The sequence below is a fragment of the Marinomonas sp. AWM4_232 genome, from assembly GCF_056158325.1.
This window is the reverse complement of sequence record NZ_JBSWTA010000001.1, coordinates 2,966,639-2,988,286: the sequence shown is the minus strand read 5'-3', so window position 1 is coordinate 2,988,286 and position 21,648 is coordinate 2,966,639. Positions and strand designations below refer to the sequence as shown.

Annotated in this window: 20 protein-coding genes; 9 read left to right on the top strand and 11 right to left on the bottom strand. The window is 45.4% G+C overall.

Going from position 1 to position 21,648, the window contains the following annotated elements; translation table 11 throughout:
• Positions 1-121 precede the first annotated feature (121 nt).
• Both dcd and apbC read right to left on the bottom strand, forming a co-directional pair.
• Entirely contained in the window at positions 122-706 is a 585-nt protein-coding gene (gene dcd, locus ACXAC1_RS14145; RefSeq protein WP_475062249.1) for a dCTP deaminase, read from the bottom strand.
• A gap of 8 nt (positions 707-714) precedes the next feature.
• The gene (apbC, locus tag ACXAC1_RS14140) at positions 715-1,554 is read right to left on the bottom strand and encodes an iron-sulfur cluster carrier protein ApbC (RefSeq protein ID WP_228191952.1); all 840 of its coding nucleotides are present in this window, start codon (positions 1,552-1,554) and stop codon (positions 715-717) included.
• A 226-nt stretch (positions 1,555-1,780) separates the two neighbouring features.
• Here apbC and metG point away from each other — a divergent pair, with 226 nt between their 5' ends.
• The 9 genes from metG to ACXAC1_RS14095 all read left to right on the top strand — a co-directional run bounded on the left by metG (position 1,781) and on the right by ACXAC1_RS14095 (position 11,804).
• Positions 1,781-3,826, top strand: coding sequence for a methionine--tRNA ligase (gene metG / locus ACXAC1_RS14135; RefSeq protein ID WP_475062247.1), 2,046 nt, complete (start codon positions 1,781-1,783; stop codon positions 3,824-3,826).
• Positions 3,827-4,063: 237 nt separating this feature from the next.
• Positions 4,064-4,645, top strand: a complete 582-nt coding sequence (gene rsxA, locus ACXAC1_RS14130) for an electron transport complex subunit RsxA (protein ID WP_133563904.1) — start codon at positions 4,064-4,066, stop codon at positions 4,643-4,645.
• A gap of 9 nt (positions 4,646-4,654) precedes the next feature.
• Positions 4,655-5,251: an electron transport complex subunit RsxB gene (gene rsxB / locus ACXAC1_RS14125; protein WP_133563902.1), complete on the top strand. Its 597-nt coding sequence runs from the start codon at positions 4,655-4,657 to the stop codon at positions 5,249-5,251.
• Positions 5,251-8,280 carry an electron transport complex subunit RsxC gene (rsxC, locus tag ACXAC1_RS14120; protein ID WP_475062246.1) on the top strand — a complete coding sequence of 1,010 codons (3,030 nt, stop codon included), beginning with the start codon at positions 5,251-5,253 and terminating at the stop codon, positions 8,278-8,280. Before rsxB ends, rsxC begins: the two co-directional genes overlap by 1 nt.
• Positions 8,281-9,339, top strand: a complete 1,059-nt coding sequence (gene rsxD / locus ACXAC1_RS14115; RefSeq protein WP_475062244.1) for an electron transport complex subunit RsxD — start codon at positions 8,281-8,283, stop codon at positions 9,337-9,339.
• On the top strand, positions 9,339-9,956 hold the full coding sequence (rsxG, locus tag ACXAC1_RS14110; protein ID WP_475062243.1) for an electron transport complex subunit RsxG: 618 nt from the start codon (positions 9,339-9,341) through the stop codon (positions 9,954-9,956). The genes rsxD and rsxG overlap by 1 nt, the downstream gene beginning before the upstream one ends.
• A gap of 8 nt (positions 9,957-9,964) precedes the next feature.
• On the top strand, positions 9,965-10,720 hold the full coding sequence (locus ACXAC1_RS14105) for an electron transport complex subunit E (RefSeq protein ID WP_133563894.1): 756 nt from the start codon (positions 9,965-9,967) through the stop codon (positions 10,718-10,720).
• A 22-nt stretch (positions 10,721-10,742) separates the two neighbouring features.
• Positions 10,743-11,378: an endonuclease III gene (nth, locus tag ACXAC1_RS14100; protein ID WP_475062241.1), complete on the top strand. Its 636-nt coding sequence runs from the start codon at positions 10,743-10,745 to the stop codon at positions 11,376-11,378.
• A gap of 54 nt (positions 11,379-11,432) precedes the next feature.
• On the top strand, positions 11,433-11,804 hold the full coding sequence (locus tag ACXAC1_RS14095) for a hypothetical protein (protein WP_475062239.1): 372 nt from the start codon (positions 11,433-11,435) through the stop codon (positions 11,802-11,804).
• Between the two features lie 111 nt (positions 11,805-11,915).
• Here ACXAC1_RS14095 and ACXAC1_RS14090 read toward each other — a convergent pair whose 3' ends face one another.
• The 9 genes from ACXAC1_RS14090 to ACXAC1_RS14050 all read right to left on the bottom strand — a co-directional run bounded on the left by ACXAC1_RS14090 (position 11,916) and on the right by ACXAC1_RS14050 (position 21,470).
• A complete protein-coding gene (locus ACXAC1_RS14090) occupies positions 11,916-12,884 on the bottom strand; it encodes a sugar-binding transcriptional regulator (protein WP_475062238.1) in 969 nt (322 codons plus the stop codon).
• Between the two features lie 115 nt (positions 12,885-12,999).
• The gene (locus ACXAC1_RS14085; RefSeq protein ID WP_475062237.1) at positions 13,000-13,644 is read right to left on the bottom strand and encodes an HAD family hydrolase; all 645 of its coding nucleotides are present in this window, start codon (positions 13,642-13,644) and stop codon (positions 13,000-13,002) included.
• Between the two features lie 46 nt (positions 13,645-13,690).
• Positions 13,691-15,178 carry an FGGY family carbohydrate kinase gene (locus tag ACXAC1_RS14080; protein WP_475062236.1) on the bottom strand — a complete coding sequence of 496 codons (1,488 nt, stop codon included), beginning with the start codon at positions 15,176-15,178 and terminating at the stop codon, positions 13,691-13,693.
• A gap of 18 nt (positions 15,179-15,196) precedes the next feature.
• A complete protein-coding gene (locus ACXAC1_RS14075; protein WP_475062234.1) occupies positions 15,197-16,141 on the bottom strand; it encodes a transketolase family protein in 945 nt (314 codons plus the stop codon).
• A complete protein-coding gene (locus ACXAC1_RS14070; RefSeq protein WP_475062233.1) occupies positions 16,134-16,964 on the bottom strand; it encodes a transketolase in 831 nt (276 codons plus the stop codon). The genes ACXAC1_RS14075 and ACXAC1_RS14070 overlap by 8 nt, the downstream gene beginning before the upstream one ends.
• A gap of 130 nt (positions 16,965-17,094) precedes the next feature.
• Positions 17,095-17,883: an SDR family oxidoreductase gene (locus ACXAC1_RS14065; protein ID WP_475062232.1), complete on the bottom strand. Its 789-nt coding sequence runs from the start codon at positions 17,881-17,883 to the stop codon at positions 17,095-17,097.
• 42 nt (positions 17,884-17,925) lie between these two features.
• Positions 17,926-19,419 (bottom strand): sugar ABC transporter ATP-binding protein, encoded by a 1,494-nt coding sequence (locus ACXAC1_RS14060; RefSeq protein WP_475062230.1) that lies wholly within the window; start codon positions 19,417-19,419, stop codon positions 17,926-17,928.
• A gap of 50 nt (positions 19,420-19,469) precedes the next feature.
• Positions 19,470-20,402, bottom strand: coding sequence for a substrate-binding domain-containing protein (locus ACXAC1_RS14055; RefSeq protein WP_475062228.1), 933 nt, complete (start codon positions 20,400-20,402; stop codon positions 19,470-19,472).
• Positions 20,403-20,465: 63 nt separating this feature from the next.
• The gene (locus tag ACXAC1_RS14050; protein WP_475062226.1) at positions 20,466-21,470 is read right to left on the bottom strand and encodes an ABC transporter permease; all 1,005 of its coding nucleotides are present in this window, start codon (positions 21,468-21,470) and stop codon (positions 20,466-20,468) included.
• Between the last annotated feature and the right edge of the window lie 178 nt (positions 21,471-21,648).

Below are 21,648 nucleotides of genomic sequence, written 5' to 3'. Positions count from 1 at the left end.
GCACCCGAGAAGGTAGCGCTCAAACCACGAAAGATGATGTCGATAAACGCCTAAAAACAGCACGATAACGACACCCTCTTCTTTTCTTGCACTTTATGTTATGAAAGTGAAAAACCTGTGTTTATTGGTCTCCACTAATACGACTGCCTACCGCAGAACTCTGACCACGATACTTAGCATTATCGCGCTTGTTGTAAGGTCGGTCCGCTGATCCAGACATGGTTTCGAAGTTGATCGCGCCGATGGTCATACCTGGGCGCAACGCAATCGGTAACTTACCGCCATTCAAAAACTCCAACACAATCGCACCACTCCAACCTGGATCAATACGATGGGCTGTCACGTGAACCATCAGACCAAGACGCGCCAGCGAAGAACGACCATCTAACCAGCCGACCAAGTTGTCAGGCAACGTCACCGACTCAAGTGTGACACCTAGCACCAACTCTCCTGGATGAATGAAAAACGGCTTGTCTTCTTCAACGACAATCTCTTCACTCATGACGGATTCAATCGCGGCATTCAAGTCTTCCTTCGGGCCACTTAGGTCTAAATACGGCGCAGGATGCCCCTGAAAGACGCGAAATGAATTGCCTAGGCGCAAATCACAAGAAACACCACTGATAACAGCGTTATCAGGGCGCGGTTCAATCGAAATGACACCATCATCTAAAGCTTGGATAATGTCACGGTCACACAGTCGCATGGGGTACCTCAATCATCGCTCATGCCAATCTCAGGCATAGTGAACTGTTCAGAACGGGACGCAAGAGTAGCACCAACCTTTTCAGCAATCGACAGATAAATAGCCGCTTCGTCCGAATCCGGCTCACTTAACACTGTTGGCGCCCCAGAATCCGCCAATTTTCGAATCGAAAGGCTCAATGGCAGTTTACCCAGCTCAGATACGCCATATTCTTCTGCTAGCTGCTTCCCGCCTTCCTCGCCAAAGATCGCTTCTGCATGGCCGCAATTTGAACAAATATGCGTCGACATGTTTTCCACAACACCCAACACAGGAATATTCACCTTGCGGAACATCTCGATACCACGACGAGCATCTAACAGAGCAATGTCCTGTGGCGTCGTCACAATCACGGATCCCGTCACTGGCACTTTCTGCGACATGGTCAACTGGATATCACCTGTGCCTGGCGGCATGTCAACAAACAAGTAATCCAATTCTTGCCAGTCTGTTTGCGTCAGAATCTGCATTAAGGCACCCGTTGCCATCGGTCCACGCCATGCCATCGGTGTTTCACTGGTCGTTAGAAACGCCATAGACATGACTTTTATGCCATGGGCAACTGGGGGCACAAAGTATTTTTCATCACGAACTTGCGGGCGCGTTTGCGCATCAAAGCCAAGTAACAAGCCTTGGCTTGGACCATAAATATCCGCATCTAAAATGCCCACTTTATGGCCCAGTTTGGCCATGGCTAATGCTAAGTTAACCGTCGTGGTAGATTTACCTACACCGCCTTTGCCAGAAGCGACAGCGATAATATTTTTGACGCCCTCAAGCCCGACAGGTTGAGATGAGTTGGTAGACATAACTTCTCCTCACACCTGATGCACATCGCATCAGATCAAAAATTCAATGTAATTGCGCCCATTTATAGGGGCAAAATGCGGAAAAGCAAGCCTTAAGCTTGCACGTTATCTGCGTCCACTTATAATGTCGCGTTCAGATTATAAGAGACAATCCGCCTCACCTATCTTCATTCAGTTTGAGGCGTCGTTTATTCGTTAAAATTACAATCCAGCAGGCTTAATCATAATGGCTCAACCGCAACGTAAAATTCTAGTTACCAGTGCCCTTCCCTACGCCAACGGCTCTATTCACTTAGGTCACATGCTGGAGCACATTCAAACGGATATTTGGGTTCGCTTCCAAAAGCTACGTGGCAACCTTTGTACAGCGGTATGTGCTGACGATGCACACGGTACTGCCATCATGCTTAAAGCCGAGCAAAACGGCATCACGTCAGAACAACTGATCGATGGCGTTCGCCAAGAACACATGGCTGACTTTAACGACTTCGGCATTGGCTACGATAACTACTACTCGACGCACTCTCCAGAGAACCGTGAGCTGTCTGAGTCGATCTACAAAGCATTGCGCGATAACGGCAAGATTTCAGTTCGCTCGATTACTCAGGCCTATGACCCAGAAAAAGAAATGTTCCTAGCGGATCGTTTCATTAAGGGCACTTGCCCTAAGTGTAAAGCTGAAGACCAGTACGGCGACAACTGTGAAGTGTGTTCTGCAACCTACACACCGATGGAGATGATCAACCCACGCTCGGTTTACTCTGGCGCGACACCGGTTGAGAAGTCTTCTGATCACTACTTCTTTAAACTGCCAGAATTCCAAGAGTTCCTACAAGAGTGGACACGCAGTGGTACGTTACAAGACCAAGTCGCTAACAAATTAGCAGAGTGGCTAGACTCTGGCCTACAAGAGTGGGACATCAGCCGCGATGCACCTTACTTCGGTTTCGAAATTCCTGATGCACCAGGTAAGTACTTCTACGTTTGGTTGGATGCACCAATCGGCTACATGGCTAGCTTTAAAAACCTGTGTGACCGCGCAGAAGGCCTAGAATTCGACGAATACTGGAACAAAGACTCTAAAGCAGAGCTTTATCACTTCATCGGTAAAGACATTATCAACTTCCACGCCCTATTCTGGCCTGCGATGCTGGATTGTGCAGGTTACCGTACACCAACAGCTGTCAATGCACACGGCTACGTAACAGTGGACGGTGAGAAAATGTCTAAGTCTCGTGGCACCTTTATTAAGGCACGTACGTACCTAAACCACCTGGATCCTCAGTATTTACGCTACTACTTCGCTGCGAAGCTAAACTCTCGTGTCGATGATATCGATTTGAACCTAGGTGACTTCGTACAGCGCGTAAACTCTGACGTGGTCGGCAAAGTGGTAAACATTGCCAGCCGTACTGCAAGCTTCATCAACAAGAAGTTTGATGGTCAACTGCAAGCAGCCCCTGCACAAGAAAGCATGATTCAAGAGTTCGTTGACGCAGGTGATCTAATCGCTGAGCTTTACGAAACACGTGAATACGGTAAAGCAATGCGTGAAATCATGCGCCTTGCAGACATCGCCAACACCTACATCGCGGATGAAGAGCCATGGGTGAAAGCTAAAAACGAAGAAACTTTGCCACAAGTACAGGAAATCTGTTCTGTGTCACTGAACCTATTTGCCATCTTAGCAACGTACTTGAAGCCAGTGATGCCAAATATGGTGGCTGATGCCGAAACTTTCTTAAACAAAGAACTGACTTGGGACAACCGTGGCGAATTGTTGTTTGGTAAATCAGTCAACAAGTTCAAAGCATTGATGGCTCGCATTGAAGCACCACAGATCGAAGCTATGATCGAAGAGGGTAAAGCCGAGGCGGAAGCCGAAGCACAAGCGAAAGAGCAAGCTGCTGCTGAAGAAACAGAGTTAAGCAAAGAGCCAATCGCGGCAGAAATCAACTTTGACGAATTTGCAAAAGTTGACTTACGCATCGCGAAAATCGCCAAAGCTGAACACGTTGAAAAAGCCAACAAGCTATTAAAGCTAACCTTAGACTTAGGTGGCGAAACTCGCACTGTCTTCTCAGGCATTAAGTCTGCTTACAAACCAGAAGATTTAGAAGGCAAACTAACGGTCATGGTTGCTAACTTAGCGCCACGTAAAATGAAATTTGGCTTATCAGAAGGCATGGTATTGGCAGCAGGTCCTGGCGGTGAAGAAATTTATCTGCTTGAACCAAATGATGGAGCGAAGCCTGGCCAACGCGTTATGTAAGGCTAACTCATCGCAGTACATGCAACGCCGCCTACGTCATGTAGGCGGCGTTGTTTTGACAAAGCATTAGTAAAGTTTATGGTTGTGACGTGCTATCCATATTCTAAAATAAACTAAAATGCACAGCGCTTTAGTCTTGTTAGTTATAAGCAGCTTGGTATAGTTACGCTTGGCTGATGCTGTTTCGTCAGCAGTTCTTTTTTACTTTTAGACACCACTGTAGTGATTGGACACGAGATGACTGAATATCTCTTAATACTCGTCAGTACCATACTGGTAAACAATTTCGTATTGGTACAATTCCTTGGCCTCTGCCCGTTCATGGGCGTTTCTAGCAAGCTGGAAACATCCATTGGTATGGCCATGGCAACCACATTCGTACTGACACTTTCGAGCTTATGTAGTTACCTAACGTTCGAATTCATTCTGAAGCCGTTTGGCTTAGAGTACTTAAAAACGATTTCCTTCATTTTGGTTATCGCGGTTGTGGTGCAATTCACTGAGATGGTGGTCCATAAAACCAGCCCTCTTCTATACCGTGTCTTAGGTATTTTCTTGCCTTTGATTACAACAAACTGTGCCGTGCTGGGTGTCGCACTGCAAAACACGTCTAAGCAAAATGACTTTGTAGAATCAATCCTCTATGGATTTGGTGCAGCGGTCGGCTTCTCATTCGTTTTGGTTCTGTTCTCAGCCATGCGTGAACGCATCAACGTGGCAGATGTGCCAGTGGTTTTTAAAGGCTCAGCCATTGGTATGATCACAGCAGGTCTAATGGCTTTGGCGTTCATGGGCTTCACTGGTCTGGTGCAAATCTAGGAGCCTAATATGTTTACAGTATTACTTGCTATCGGAATCCTAGTCGCTCTCGCCCTCGTTTTTGGCGCGATCTTGGGTTATGCCAACGTTCGCTTTCACGTCGAAGGTGATCCTATTGTTGATCAAATTGATGCGATTTTGCCACAAACTCAATGTGGCCAATGTGGCCACCCAGGCTGTCGTCCATATGCGGAAGCTATTTCCAATGGTGAAGCCATCAACCGCTGCCCTCCTGGCGGCCAAGCCACAGTCCAGGCTCTTGCTGACCTTTTAGACGTTGAAGCAATCCCGCTTGAGGGAGGCGAGGCCGAAGAGCCAGTCAAAAAAGTGGCCGTCATCCGTGAGGATGAATGTATCGGTTGTACTAAGTGTATTCAGGCCTGTCCTATTGACGCGATTTTAGGGGCCGCAAAACAAATGCATACCGTCATTTCTGACGAATGTACCGGCTGTGACCTTTGTGTTGAGCCTTGTCCAGTAGATTGTATTGATATGGTAGAAGTTGGAGTGACATCACGCACTTGGTCATGGGATAAGCCTCAAGGTGTAGGCGTTCAATCCGCACAAATTATTGCCACTGATCGACAAACGGAGGTACTGCACTAATGCAATCTCCACAGATCTTTTCTTTTCATGGCGGTATTCACCCACCTGAAAACAAAGTGCAATCACTACAACTACCTTTGGGTAAGCCAAGCTTACCCAAAGAACTTGTTCTGCCGTTAGGTCAACACATTGGTCAAGCCTCTCGCCCACTGGTTGAAGTAGGTACTCATGTTAAAAAAGGCCAAGCAATTGCGATTAACAACGGCTTCCTGTCGAGCTTTTTACACGCGCCGACGTCTGGAACGATCCAAGCCATTGAGTCACGTCCTGTCGCACACCCATCGGGCTTAAGCGATATCTGTATCATTCTAACGCCTGATAACGCAGATGAGTGGACAGAGCTTGAGCCGTTAAATGATTGGCAATCCGTCAGTAAAACGGACGTGTTAGCCTTCTTAGCAGAAAAAGGCATCATTGGTATGGGGGGCGCAGGCTTCCCTACCCACGTTAAGCTTCAAGGTGCACATAAGCACCCATTGACACACTTCATTATCAACGCAGCGGAATGTGAGCCATACATCACCGCTGATGACATGTTGATCCGTGAAAAGACGCTTGAATTGATCTTAGGTATTGAGATCCTGCAACACCTTGTGGAAGCAGACAATGTCGTCATCGGTATTGAAGATAACAAGCCTACAGCGATCGCTGCTCTGCAACAGGTCATTCGTGAACGCCAGAGCAGCATTCAAGTCGCAGTCGTGCCCACCAAGTACCCTTCCGGAGGCGAGAAGCAGTTAATTAAACTGCTGACTGATAAAGAAGTCCCAAGTGGTCAATACCCCGCGGATATTGGCATTTTGTGTCAAAACGTCGGTACCTGTGTCAGCGTATACGAAGCCATTCAATTCGGACGCCCACTGATTTCTCGCTTTACAACCTTAACGGGAGATGCGCTAAAAGCACCGCAAAACGTTGAAGTGCTATTGGGTACGCCGATTGATCATTTACTTGATTATGCGGACATTGAGGACAAGAAACTCAGTCGCTTAGTCATGGGTGGCCCCATGATGGGCTTTACGCTCGATTCTGCGAACGTTCCGGTGGTAAAAACCACGAACTGTGTACTCGCGGCGACCAAGAAAGAATTGCCACCACCAAACCCTGAGCAAGCTTGTATTCGATGCGGCATGTGTGAACAAGCCTGCCCTGCAAGTCTGTTGCCTCAGCAATTACTTTGGTTCTCAAAGAGCCAAGAACACGAGAAAGCTGAGCACTATAATCTATTCGATTGTATCGAGTGTGGCGCCTGTTCATACGTTTGCCCTAGTAGCATTCCTCTAGTTCAATACTACCGTCATACCAAAGCCGAAATTCGTGATGCCCGCGAAGCTGCAGTGAAGTCAGACATTGCTAAACAACGCTTTGAAGCACGTAAAGCACGTCACGAAGCAGAAGCTGCTGAAAAAGAAGCGAAGCGTTTAGCACGTCAAGGCGCGGCAAAACCTGCGGCTAAAAAGCCAGCGAAGCCAGCGCCTGAGAAAGCGGCAGCTGCCGCAGCGCCAGTTGCAGACGATGCAGCGAAAAAAGCCAAAGTAGATTTAGCCATTACCAAAGCTAAATTGAAGAAGCTGGAAAAAGCACTGCTAGAAGCTCAAGAAAAAGAGCACACGGAAGAAATCTCAGCCTTGCAACTGCAAGTCGATGCTGTGAAGAAAGATATTGCGGATCTCGAAGCCAAAGTTGCCGCTGCGCCAGCACCCGCTGCTAGCAAGCCTGCGGCACCAGCGCTAAGTGACGAAGCGAAGAAAGCCAAAGTCGATGTAGCATTGGCCAGCACCAAGCTGAAAAAAGCTCAGAAACAGTTAGCGGAAGACCCAGATAACCAAGAGCTGAAAGACAAAGTTGCAGGCTTTGCAGCTGATTTGAAAGCAGCAGAAGAAAAGTTCGACAAGCTTGGCGGCAATGCCAAAGCAGCGCCTGTGGCAACCGCGAAACCGGCACTCAGCGATGAAGCCAAGAAAGCCAAAGTCGATGTGGCGCTGGCCAGTACCAAGCTTAAGAAAGCCCAGAAGCAATTGGCCGAAGACCCTGACAATGCTGAGATCAAAGCCAAGGTAGAAGGCTTTGAAAAAGATCTGAAAGAAGCGGAAGCACGCTTTGCCAAGCTTGATTCAGCTCCAGCAGCGGCCGCTCCAGCAGCGAAACCAGCCATGTCTGATGAGTACAAAAAAGCTAAGGTCGATGTTGCCCTCGCCAGCACTAAACTGAAAAAGGTTCAGAAACAGCTGACAGAAGATCCTGACAACGCAGAGTTAAAAGCCAAAGCGGCTGACTTCGAACAGTCCCTTAAAGAAGCAGAAGCTCGACTTGCCGGTCTAGATACTGCACCAGCAGCTCAAGCCACGCCGGCCGCAAAGCCTGCTATGTCTGATGAGTACAAAAAGGCCAAAGTCGACGTTGCCCTTGCCAGCACCAAGCTGAAGAAACTGCAAAAGCAGTTAGCCGAAGACGAGCAAAACAGTGAACTGCAAGGCAAAGTGGTTGAGTTTGAAAAGAACCTAAAAGACGCCGAAGCACGCTTAGCAGCGCTTGAAGCACCGACGGCAGCACCTGCTGCCAATTCAGCTCCGGCTGACAATGCAGAGCCTGCAGTGGATGAGGATGCGCTTCGCAAGCTAAAAATCGATGCAGCCATCGCAAAAGCAGCGGTTAAAAAAGCCGAAAAAGCGTTAGCCAAGGCTGTTGAACTCGGCTCTGAAGACCAAGACAGTCTTGAGCAGCAAGTCAGCAAAGCGAAAGCGCGTGCGGAAGAACTTGAACAAGCACTACAAAACGGTGGTCAAGTCGCAAATAAACCCGCTCAAGCGAACAGTAATGGCAGTGACGATGCGGAATTTAAAGAGCGTCTCAAGAAACAAAGAGTAGCGGCTGCACTGGCAAAAGCACAGGTCAATAAACTTAAACGTCAACTAGACGCGGATCCTTCTGCAGAATCTTTGCAACAGGAACTTTCCGCTGCCGAACAAAAGCAGCAGGAAGAAGAAGCGAAACTAGAACAGTTAACTAACACGCAAGAGAATCGTTAAATGGCATTATTGCGTATCACCTCGCCACATACACATCGTGCAGGCCAACGTACATCCTGGGTCATGCAAATGGTGATATTGGCCACTGTACCAGGTCTTTTGGTACAAACATGGCTTTTTGGTTATGGCACCCTTATCAATCTTGTGATCGCAGGGATTACAGCGTTGCTCAGCGAAGCGCTTATTCTAAAGCTGCGTAATCGCCCGATTGGTTTCTTCTTAAAGGACTACAGTGCATTATTGACTGCGGTACTCCTAGCACTCGCGTTACCACCCACTGTACCTTGGTGGCTAACCGTGACTGCCGTTGCCTTTTCAGTGATTTTCGCAAAACAAGTCTACGGTGGCTTGGGCAACAACCCATTTAACCCAGCGATGGTCGGTTATGCGATCTGTCTTGTGTCTTTTCCTGTGCCGATGACCCAGTGGATTGGAGCATCAGACTTAATCCAAGCAGGCGCGACACCAAGCTTTGGCGACAGCTTAGCGGCGATCTTTGGCACACTGCCAACGGTCGATTCCTACACTATGGCAACGCCACTGGATGCCTTCAAACACAAAGAAGGGTTGATGTCGAGTGAAGCCTTTGCCAGCGTTCCAGGCCTCCAAGACGCCAATCTATCTAGCTGGATGTTTGTCAACTTAGCTTACCTTGTTGGTGGTTTAGCCCTGATTGCTCTGCGTATCATCACTTGGCATACGCCTGTAGCGATGTTGGCATCTCTGGCGCTGATCTCTGGTCTTTTCTATATCATTGACCCTAGCAATGCAGCATCACCAGTCTTTCACCTAACCTCTGGCGCAGCGATGCTGGGTGCATTCTTTATTGCCACTGACCCAGTGAGCTCTTGCACCAGTAACCGTGGTAAATTGGTATACGGTGCTGGTATTGGTATTTTGGTATACGTGATTCGTACTTGGGGCGGCTACCCTGACGGTGTCGCATTCGGTGTGCTGCTTTTGAACTTTGCTGCGCCATTGATTGACTACTACACACAGCCTCGCGCCTACGGTCATAAGAAAGCCAAGAAAGGCCTAACGATTGGGGGTGAGAAATAATGAATATCATACACTCTATTCGTAAAAACAGTATCGGCTTAGGCATCTTCGCAGTCATGACTGCGGGCCTCATTGCGGTGACACACCAGCTGACCGAACACACCATCGAAGACAATATTGTGCAAGCCCAGCTATCTGCGTTTAACGAGATCCTGCCGGCTGATCGTTATGATAATAACCTTGCTGAAGCGAATGTCATGCTCGATGCAGACCCATTACTAGGTTCCACGGAACCGGTGCAAGCCTTTATTGCACGCAAAGATGGGCAAGTCAGCGCAATCATTTTCGAGACCGTTGCGCCAGGTGGCTACAACGGCAACCTTGATCTACTCGTGGCAGTGGATCGTAACGGTGTCGTTACTGGCTCTCGAGTTATTAGCCATAAAGAAACCCCTGGACTTGGCGATAAAGTGGACTTACAAAAATCCAAATGGATATTATCGTTCAGCGGCAAGTCCCTTGAGAATACAAGCTTAAAGCAATGGAACGTGAAAAAAGATGGTGGTGAATTCGACCAGTTTACAGGCGCCACCATCACGCCACGAGCGGTTGTTCGTGCGGTGAAAAATACGTTACTTTATTTTAATGAGAACAAAGACGCGTTGTTGTCGCGTTAGGATCGATTATGAGCGCTCAAGACTCTTTAGCCCCAGATACTCCCGTTGAGAACCCTGCACCAACGGGCCCAGATTACCGTGAAATCCTTTACAACGGCATTTGGAAAAATAACCCAGCCTTGGTTCAGCTTCTCGGCCTTTGCCCATTGCTGGCGGTTACCAGCACTGTGGTCAATGCCATTGGCTTAGGTCTGGCAACAACCGTTGTATTGCTTGGCTCTAACATGGTTGTTTCTCTGATTCGTAACTATGTTTCGGAAGCGGTACGCTTACCTGCTTTCGTTATGATTATCGCCTCGTTCACCACCTGCATCGAGTTAATCATGCAGGCTTACACTTACGAGCTTTACCAGATTCTAGGTATCTTTATCCCATTGATCGTAACCAACTGTGCGATTCTAGGACGTGCCGACGCGTTTGCCAGTCGTAACCCTTTATTACCTTCAATAGCCGATGGTTTATACATGGGCGCGGGCTTTACTATCGTATTAATGTTACTTGGCGGTATGCGTGAGCTGATTGGTCAGGGGACTCTATTCTCTGATATGCATTTGTTATTTGGTGATATGGCAACCAGCTGGAAGCTGACGATTTTCAGTGATTATCCAAATGTGTTGTTTGCCATCTTACCCCCAGGCGCGTTTATCGGGCTGGGGTTGCTGATTGCTATCAAGAACTACTACGATGAGAAAGAGAAGAAACGTATTGCTGCTGAACAAGCAGGCCAAGAAAAAGTTTCTCGTCGTGTTCGTGTAACCGACTAGATCATTTATAAAAGGGGGAACCGTGAACAAAGCCAAGCGACAAGAAATCTTTACACGTTTACGTGCAGAGACCCCTAATCCTGTCACTGAGCTTGAATACAGCTCCCCTTTTGAACTACTGATCGCTGTCTTATTCTCAGCACAAGCCACTGATGTAAGTGTGAACAAAGCTACACGTCACCTTTTCCCTATCGCAGACACCCCAGAGAGAATGTACGCGCTAGGAGTAGATGGCCTAAAGGAATACATCAAGACTATCGGCTTATTTAATGCCAAAGCTGAGAACGCCATCAAGACGTGCAAGATCCTCATCGAAAAGCACAACAGTGAAGTTCCACAAACCCGCGAAGAGCTAGAAGCACTTCCGGGCGTTGGTCGCAAGACTGCTAACGTGGTACTGAACACAGCTTTTCGTCAGATTGCCATGGCGGTCGACACTCACATATTCCGCGTTTCCAACCGCACGAAAATAGCTCCCGGCAAGAACGTACTGGAAGTAGAAGATAAACTGCTACGCTTTGTACCAAAAGAGTTCCTGCTGGACGCTCACCATTGGCTAATCCTTCACGGCCGCTATATCTGCACCGCACGTAAACCAAAATGTGATGCCTGCATAATAGAAGACTTGTGTGAATTTAAAGACAAAACCTCCACTTAGCTGCTTTCTATTGATGTAACAGACTGTTACAACATCAGCATAAAGCACTATAATGTGTCGAGTTTAGTTTTAGACGATTTAACGGATAATAAAAACGTGGTTAAACAGCACTCTTCACCTTATGTACGCTGCTTCTGGACAGGAAAAATGTTCCTAACCAATGGCCAAGTTGCAGACATCCACTGCACACATATCTCTCACGACTTAATCGAAGTAGAATCCCCCATTGGCTTACAGGGATCAAAGAAAGTAAAGCTTGAACTAAATGCAATGCAAGAAGGCAAACGCTTACTTATAAAAGCTATCTGCATTCCCTCTGCAGATATTCTGAATGAGCATGACAAGCATTACGTGAAGATGAGCTTTCACACGATTTCAGAGCAAGAACGAACTTTCATCGATAAATTTGTCAAAGCCCACACATAAAACTAAAAAGGCGCCGAGGCGCCTTTTTAGTTCCTAGAATTTTCTATATTGCCTATATCCAACCAGCCTCATAGAAAAAATCCTTGCTGCAGTTCAGAATAGCTTTTCCGGCTAATCCATTTTTTCCGTAGTTTCAAGTAAGCTTTGAGCTGTCAAACGATCAGTAATTAATACATCTATATAGCGGCCTATCAAGCCACCTCGAATCGCTTCCACTTTATCTTGGCCACCTGCTAAAGCAACTACACGAGGACACTCTTGAAGCTGCTTCAAACTCATTGAGATCACAGGGTCTTCATCTTCATCTAAAACAGGCAAGCCCTTGCTGTCGTAATAATGTAAACAAATATCCCCAATCGCGCCACGCCCTATTAATTCGGAGACTTTTTCTTCATTGTAATAGTTTCCAGAGTTTCTTAATAAAGTAGAAGGTTCCATCGACCCAATGCCTATCAGAGCAACGGTGATTTGCCCAAACAATGCAGCAACTTCCGCAACTTCGGGACTATTTAATAATCGGAATTTCTCATCTTTGGAACGATCCACACCTGTTGCAGGCAATAGATAAGAGTCAGATCCCAACAAATGAGCAAGTGATTGGGTTAACATATTAGCTTGAAGGTTTCCATTCTGTCCAACGCCCCCCAAGATTTGCACAACACCGCTAGCTCTAGTTGTTAGTGAGTGCATGCTGTCGATCATAGCTCTGATGGTTTCACTCCAAGAAGAGATACCGACCATATCATCTTTTTGTAGAGTAGACTGAACGTAATGCGCAGCAGCGGATCCTATTGCAATTCTTATTTGCTCGTTGCTTGCGCTCTCAGGAACATCCACTATTACAGCTTGACTGAATCCGAACTTAGTCTGTAACTCTCTTTCTAAATCAACAAAAATATTTTGCGGCTGTATCACACTTATCTTTACAAGACCGTCTTTAAGACAGCGACTCAACGCACGTGAAACTTGGGATTGAGATAAATTTAGCAATTTTGCAATCTCAGCCTGCTTTAAATTCTCCGTATAGTACAAAGTAGCAATTTTTATCAGTAATCTTAATTCATTATAATTTGTATTCATGCAACGCTCTTTGATGTGATGGCGCCTTAGTGCCCGTACCTTATATATTGAAATACTCAGATTAAATCATTTCAGTATGAATATATATGCATAATCAAGCTTTTTAGAAAGATATTTATTCATTGCTATTAAATACTGAAGATTGCTCTTCGAGCCAATTTAGACTTTCGTGTAGAGAACGATGTATTTCTGCAGCAAAGCTAAATTGCTGTTTGATTAAGTCTGACTCCTGAGGGACAACAATCACTTTCATACCCGAGGCGTATGCCGATATAGCTCCATTTAAACTGTCTTCCCAAGCAATGCATTGCTCTACAGTACAACCAAGACGTGACGCAGCAAGCTCGAAAACATGCGGGTGAGGTTTACTGCGTTTTGCCTCATAACTTGAAGCACGAACTGAAACGGGAAGATCATGAGTGGAAATGACTTTATCAATCACAGACAAAGCTGAAGATGAGGCAATTGCTATTTGACCACCGTTTGAGTCAATATATTCTAATAACTCTAAGGCACCTGGCATTAACTCAGCATTTGGAGAACGCTGCATCATCTTATTTGTAATTTTATCCGCCAGAAAATCTGAGTCAATCAAAGCCTCTGGGAATCGCTGAGCTAAACGTTCACAAACGATATTTGTGGTACAACCTGTATAAGGAAGGATCTCTTCCTCAAGAAGTTCACACTGATAGCACTCTTTTAGCGTTTCCACTACTGTGTTACGCCACAGAGCTTCCGTATTAATCAATGTGCCATCCATATCAAAAATACAATAGATAATCTGCCCCCCCCCTGCTTAAGTTAGTTTAGTGATTTGTAGGCTGAAATAAGGTTCTCTGAATGGCAGCTTTCCACCCTAGGTAGTTATCTTGTAAATCCGTATGAGCAGAGATAGGTTCGATGATCTCAAAATTTCGTTCTAATGCCGCTAGTTGCTCTCTACTACTCCACCACCCCAATGCTTTGCCAGCAAGGTAGCCAGCCCCTAGTGCAGAGACTTCCGCTGTTTTTGAGCGAATCACTGGTCGTTGTAGCAAATCAGCTTGGCTTTGCATGAGCCATTTTGATTGGGTTGGACCGCCATCAACAAGTAATGCATCCAGAGCCCTACCTGACATCTGCTCCATTAAATAAAAGACATCAGCTATCTGATAAATAATGGACTCAAGCGCCGCTCGAGCAAGCGTAGAAGGCGTCGAGAAATCTGTTAATCCAGTAATTAATCCCCGCGCGTCAGACTGCCAATAAGGCGCACCCAAACCAGATAATGCAGGAACAAAGTAGACACCACCGTTCCCCTTCTCTGCCGCAGCCATTTCAGTGAGCGTATTCAAATCACTGATTCCTAGCATCCGAGACATCCACGCGACCCCCGCTCCGGTATGAGTGATATTCCCTTCCAAAGCATAAGTGAGTTGTCCATCATGCCATGCAATGGTTTTACCTAAGCGGTAGTCATCTCCAGAAATATCCTCAACAGGTGTCATTAACGAACTACCCGTCCCATATGTAGCTTTAATGACACCAGGAATAAATCCTCCTTGCCCATATAAAGCAGCATGAGAATCCCCAACTTGAGACATCACAGGTATACCGTCAGGTAACCCATCAAATTGATACGATTCGCCACGAACACATGAAGAAGGTAAAACCTCGGGTAACGCTGCAAAAGGAATATCAAACACCTCTAACAATGCAGAATCCCATGATTGATTATGAATATTAAATAACTGGGTACGAGAAGCATTTGATGGGTCCGTTACAAACGCTTTTCCTCCAGTCAAATTCCAAGCAAGCCAAACATCAATCGTTCCTATACATAGCTCACCAGCTTTCGCCCGCTCACGCCCTTCAGGGAGTTCATTTAACAAGACATTAATTTTTGCGGCCGGAAATAATGGATCTATCGGTAACCCAGAACTTCTTTGCACCAAGTCTGCATCAGAGCTGGCTGCAAGAGATTGGCAAAATGCTTCTGAGCGACGACACTGCCAACTTACAACAGGAGTCAGTGGCTTTCCGGTTGCTCGCTCCCAGATCAAAATGGATTCTCGCTGGTTACTGATGGCTATCGCTTGAACACTAAGATCATTGGCCGTTGTTAATGCCTGTTTAATAGCGGATCTTACTGACTCAATAATTTCATAAGGGTTTTGCTCCGACCAAGCAGATTGAGGATGCGAAATCGAAAGTGATTTCGACCCTTTTGCTATAATCTGTCCATCCTGATTGATACACACTGCTTTTGCATTCGTAGTGCCTTCATCGATCGCCAAAATAACAGGAACACTCATCGTCTCGTACTCTTTTCGTTATTTTTCTTTGTTAAAATCACTTACTATTTGAGCAATACTTTGTGCATCAATACCGAGTTTTTGGCGAGTATAGGATCGATCTCCGGCTGCTGCGTATTGACCATCTTGTACCCCTAAGCGTTTTAATTTTGCACTGATGCCTTGCTCTGCCATTACCTCAGCAACCACTGACCCCAGGCCACCATTAACGTTATGCTCTTCAATCGTTAGAACCAATTTTACATCCAACAACGCCTGCGCTAAGGCTTCTGCATTTAACGGGCGAATAGAAGAAAGATTAATCACTCGCGCTGAAATGTTTTGCTGTTTTAACAAATTTGCTGCAGACACCGCCTCATGAACAGTAGATCCTAATGCAACGAGAGCAACGTCTTCGCCTTCACTTAAGCAGTCCACTGCGCCTGGAATAAACTGATAACCCTCATCGTGCAATACAGGCAAAGCCTTGCCATCCATGCGAATGTAAACAGGTCCTTCCTTCCGTAATGCATAATCAACTATTTGTTGACACTCGACTGGACAAGAAGGTGCATAAATCTCAATGTTTCCAAATCCTCTCATCACTGAAATGTCATCAATACTATGGTGAGTACTCGCCAGAGGGCCATAACTTGCCCCTGCATTTAAGCCAAATAGCTTCACGTTTGTGTTGTTATAGCAAACATCCACTTTTACTTGCTCGTTAGCGCGTGAAATAAGAAACGGAGCGGCATTACAAGTAATAGCAATTTTACCGCCTAGGGCTAAACCAGCTGCAGTGCCCACCATTACCTGCTCAGCAATACCAACATTGATTAAGCGATCAGGAAATTTTTCAACAAAAGGTTTGATTTTAGATGTAGAGGTTGAATCAGCAACCACTGGTATCACATCCAATCCACTTTCAACAGCCGCAATAAGGCCCTGCACCATTACATTAGCTAAATGCTCTGAATTACTCATCTTTCAACTCCTCCAGCGCCAATTCGACTTCATCACCTTTAGGAACTCGGTGGTGCCACTCTGGGCGCCCTTGGATAAAAGAGACGCCTGCCCCCTTTTCCGTGTTCGCAATAATTACATGAGGTTTACCATTAGCGACAAGACCCTCAATAGTCTCCACTACCGAAGACATCGTATTTCCTTGGCACTCAGTCACTTCTAAACCGAATGACTGCCACTTCGCACCTAATGGGTCAGTCGACATGATTTCGGATGTTGCTCCAGCAAGCTGAAGCTTATTCTTATCATTAATAATAATGAGATTATCTAAGCCATAATGCGCTGCGACTAAAGCAGCCTCCCAGTTGCTGCCTTCGGCTAATTCACCGTCACCTGTCACCACATATATTTTCCGGTTACTTCCTGACTTTTTTGCAGCAATCGCTAACCCGACTGCAACAGGCAAACCATGACCTAAAGCTCCAGTATTTAGCTCTACGCCTGGAGTTTTTTGGCGTACAGGATGACCAGGTAGATTAGAGTTATTATGTTGATACGTCGGTAGCCACTCTTCTGGAAAATATCCTGCTTCAGCTAAAACACAGTAATACCCACCTGCTGCATGACCTTTAGATTGAATATAAATATCTCGATCTGGATCTGTGAGTCGATCTGGCGCACAATTTAAAATACGAAAATACAGTGCTGTCACTAATTCAACTTGTGATAAATCTGCGCCTGTGTGACCTCCGGCAGGACTATTAGCATTTAATTCGATAATACGACGTCGCACCGCACGTGCTTTGCGTTCCAATTCATCAATGGATAGCAAGTATGGATTCATAAACCCTCCTCGGCTAAATATTCAATCATGAATATTTATTCAGATATGGTTAAAAAAATATTTTTCCTGATTCTTAGCAGCATCAAAATAATAGTGCCGCTAAGCAAATAAAGTGATGTACTACGCGGCTTTACCAGCAGCAAAAGCCGCCATCAACCAGCAGGTCAACCCCTGTACAATAAGAAGAGGCATCACTTGCAAGGAAAATGGCTGGTCCAACCATTTCATTCACTGACGCCATACGTCCCATGGGAGTTTGCGACTCAAAGTCTTTCGTTTGATGCACCATTTCTGGGCGAGTATTCATTGGAGTAGCCGTGTAGCCAGGACTAATTGAATTTACGCGAATCCCTTTTTGTACCCATTCCATTGCCATGCTTTTAGTCATGTGAATAACACCAGCTTTGGAAGCATTGTAATGAACTTGCTCTAAGCCTCTGTTGACAATGACGCCCGACATAGATGCAATATTAATGATTGAACCTGAACCGTGTTTTAACATCGCATTCGCTTCAGCCTGACACGACAAGAAGACTCCCTTCATATTGATATCCATAAGGGTTTGATACTGATCTTCTTCCATCTCTTCGCAAGGGCTAGCATTCGCAATACCAGCCGCATTTACAGCAATCGATAAGTTGCCTAATAGTTGTTCAGTTTTAGCAACGGCATCAATCATGGACTGCTTCGAAGTAACATCTGCAGCAAGTGCCAATGCACTACGACCGAAGGATTGAATCATTTCTACTGTTTCTTGCAAGCCGCCATCTTCACGTCGATCTAAACACGCAACATCCGCTCCAGATTGAGCTAAACCAATCGCAATACGTTGACCTATACCACTTCCAGCCCCCGTAACAAGCGCGACTCTTCCAGCTAAATTAAATAATTCAGGGGTATTTAAGTTCTCTAAATTCATTGTTATCCACCTTAAGGAATCATCAAACGGTTAAGAGGTCGACTAGGCGGTAGCCAATTCCATTACCGATACATCATTCGCTTCTTCATGATTCAAAATACCAGTCTGCTGACCGTGGGCCATTACCAGTACACGATTTGAAACACCTAAGACTTCCTCGAGGTCTGAGCTTACAACAATAACGCTTACGCCTTTCTCTGCTAGACCCACAATAATTTCATAGATAGAAGAGCGGGCCCCAACATCTATGCCTCGAGTAGGCTCATCTAATAAAACAACTTTTGGTTTTCGCGCCAGCCATTTGGCGATCACCACCTTTTGCTGATTTCCGCCAGACATTTCATCAGCATGCTGCTGTGCTATACCTTTAACACCAAATTTCTTAATATTCTCATCGGCAAAAGCATCCAGCTTTGCTTTGCTTATCCAGCCGCTTGTTGTGACTGATTCTAAGTTTGAATAAGCAATATTTTCTGCAATGCTATGCTCCAGCACTAACCCTTGCAGTTTGCGGTCTTCAGGGACCAACACGACACCATTCTGAATAGAGTCATTTGGCGATTTTGGCGTAATATCTGCACCATTCAGAAAGATCTGACCGCAACTAATACTGTCAGCACCAGCAATCGCCCGTACAACTTCGGTACGACCTGAGCCTACCAGCCCGGCAATGCCAAGAATCTCCCCTCTGCGAACTTGAAAATTTATGTTGTTAAACTTTCCATCTGCAGAGCATAAATCTTTGACTTCAAAAACTACCTCGTCTGTAGGAACTGGCAATGGCGGAAACATTTGCTCTAAGCTGCGACCAACCATGCTCTCTACAATGGTACGTATTGGTAAATCCGCATTAGGAAATTCTTTAACTTTTGCACCATCACGCATTACCACAATTCGGTCAGCTACGCGCTTAATCTCTTCAAGACGATGGGAGATAAAAATAATCCCGACACCTTCTTCCTTAAGCTTATCGATCTGTTTATAAAGAAGTTCAGATTCAGATCCACCTAATGAAGCCGTCGGCTCATCTAAAATAAGCATTTTGGCATTCAATGCCAAAGCCTTTGCGATTTCGATCAGTTGTTGATTCGCAGTAGACAGTCCTTCTACTTTACGCGATGCTGGAATATTAAGACCTAAGCGCTCCAGCTGTTGTGCTGCTTTAGCTTCCATTTCATTACGGTCTATCATTCCATTTTTGATCGGATAACGACCGACATATACATTTTCAGCGATTGTCAGATGTGGAAGCAAACGCAATTCTTGGTGAATCAATCCAACACCTAAATCAATCGCTTCTCTCGGGGAACTAGGAGAATAAGAATTTCCTAGCCAACTCATTTCACCCTCAGTCGGTGTTTTAGAGCCCGCAATAATCCCTGACAAAGTCGATTTACCTGCGCCGTTCTCACCTAGTAAAGCAATGACTTCACCCGCATACAAATCCAAATCGATGCCATGCAAAACCTCCGTGTTACCATAGGTTTTTCGTACATTCCTGAGTGAAAGAATTGGTGTATTAGCTTGTGAAGTCATACTCATACCTTTTTTATTATTGACTTAGTAAATTAAAAACTTGCTAAAACTTACGGATGCTCATCAATAAATGCTTGGACATTATCCTGTGTAGTTAAGGTTGCCTCTAAACGATTTTCCTTTGAAATATCAACACCATTAACAAGTTGGATAGCTGAATCAATTGCTAAACGTCCCATTAGCTGAGTCTGCTGCGTTGCAGTAACATCAAATACACCATCACGAATCGCCTCCAGCGCAGCAGTATCCCCATCAAACCCTCCAACGTAAATTGTGTGCTGCATGTCTGATACTTTAATCGCTTGAGCAGCACCTAAAGCCAAACCATCTGCTTGAGCAAAAATAATGCTTACATCAGGATAAGCTTGAAGTAAGTTTTGGGTTATCTGAAAACCTTCATCTTGTGACCACATATTTGACCACTGTTCACCGACAACTTTGACCCCCTTATACTCGGAAATAGCGTTATAACAGCCTTCAGTTCGCTCTATCTCAGGAGTGGTTCCTTTCTGCCCATGGATCATAAGCATGTTGCCCTTTCCTCCTGCCTTTTCAATGATATGCTTACATACATCATAGGCAGAGCTAACACTATTTGTCGTAATAAAGGTATCTCCCGGAGCACCAGCAGGGTTACGATCAATATTGATTACAGGAACGCCTTCAGCTCGAGCTAAACGCGCAGGCACCGTTGCCGCGGCAGCTCCCGCAGGAATATAAATTAGAGCATCAATATCCTGTGTTAATAAATCTTGCACTTGGCTAACTTGAGTCGCACTGTCGCCACGAGCATCGACAGTAATAATCTCGATCCCTTTCTCTTGTCCGTAGGCTTCAACTGATTGCTTTATCTGATTAAAGAAATTCGCCTGTAGGTTTGCAACTGCCAAGCCTACCTTTTCCACTTCTGCAGAGGCAGTCATTGGCAACAAAGATGCACTTGCAACAGCAGTAGCCAACATGGTTTTTATGATTTTTTTCATGTCATTCTCCTCGGTTAGGGCCCGAACTTAGAGCGAGGCCAAAATAATTTCTATTTCATTTAACTAAGCTTGTTTCTTCTTGAAAGCTTCAGCGGCTACGGCAAGCACAATGACTAAGCCAATAATGACTTGCTGCATAAAAGGTGACACACCTAAAAGGTTTAAGCCATTTCGAAGCACACCGATAATTAAGACGCCCACAATGGTCCCGCCAATACCACCAGAGCCGCCACTTAAACTAGTCCCACCAATTACCACAGCAGCAATCGTATCAAGTTCATAGGCGAAGCCAGAACTTGGCTGCACGGAATCTAATCGGGCCGCCATAACAATCCCTGCCAACCCTGCTAAAGTACTTGCTGTGACATAAACCCAAACAGTTGCTTTTTTTACATTAATCCCTGCTAAGCGAGCCACCTCTGGATTGCCCCCAATTGCATACAATGCTCGACCACCTGCACGATAACGTTGATATAAGAATCCGACCAAAATTACCAGCAGCATGACCGCGACGGTAATAGTTAAAAAGCCACCATAACGAATAATTGAAGCAAGGTTGAACCATCCAGGAAAACCAACTATTTGCTGGCCATCTGTGATCATGTTGGCTAAACCGCGGGCAATGGACATCATAGCTAAAGTTGCAATGAAAGCTGGAACATGGAAACGAGTAATCATGACTCCCGAGGCCAATCCACATACCCCCGCAACAAATAAAGAAATTAATATAGAAGCAGGTAACGGAATATCGGCAAAATTAGTAAGATAGCCCATTACCATCATTGCTAACGCAAGGACAGAACCAACAGACAAATCTATGCCTCCAATTAATATGACGAACGTCATACCAACAGCCATGATCCCAAGCACAGTGATTTGATCAAAAATATTAAGAAAGTTACGAACGGTTAAAAACGAATCCGTAGAAAAGGAAAGAAAAACACAAAGTAGAACTAATCCTATCAAAGGTCCCGTGGCACCATGCCCCGACAACAATGAAGAAACTTGCTTGTGGAATGTATTGCTTGGCTTTGCAACCGCTACATTCGTATCACTCGATTGTGACATGAGCTTTACCTCATAATGTTATTATTTTGAATATTTATTCTTAATCGTATATATATTCAAGCACCACATTTTTTTCCTGTCAATCACTTCCTCACAATTTTTAGGACAACCAGTCATCCAATCTAATGTGTGGCAGTTTAAACACATAGAAATAATGCATAAAAGGCATCCAAACTTA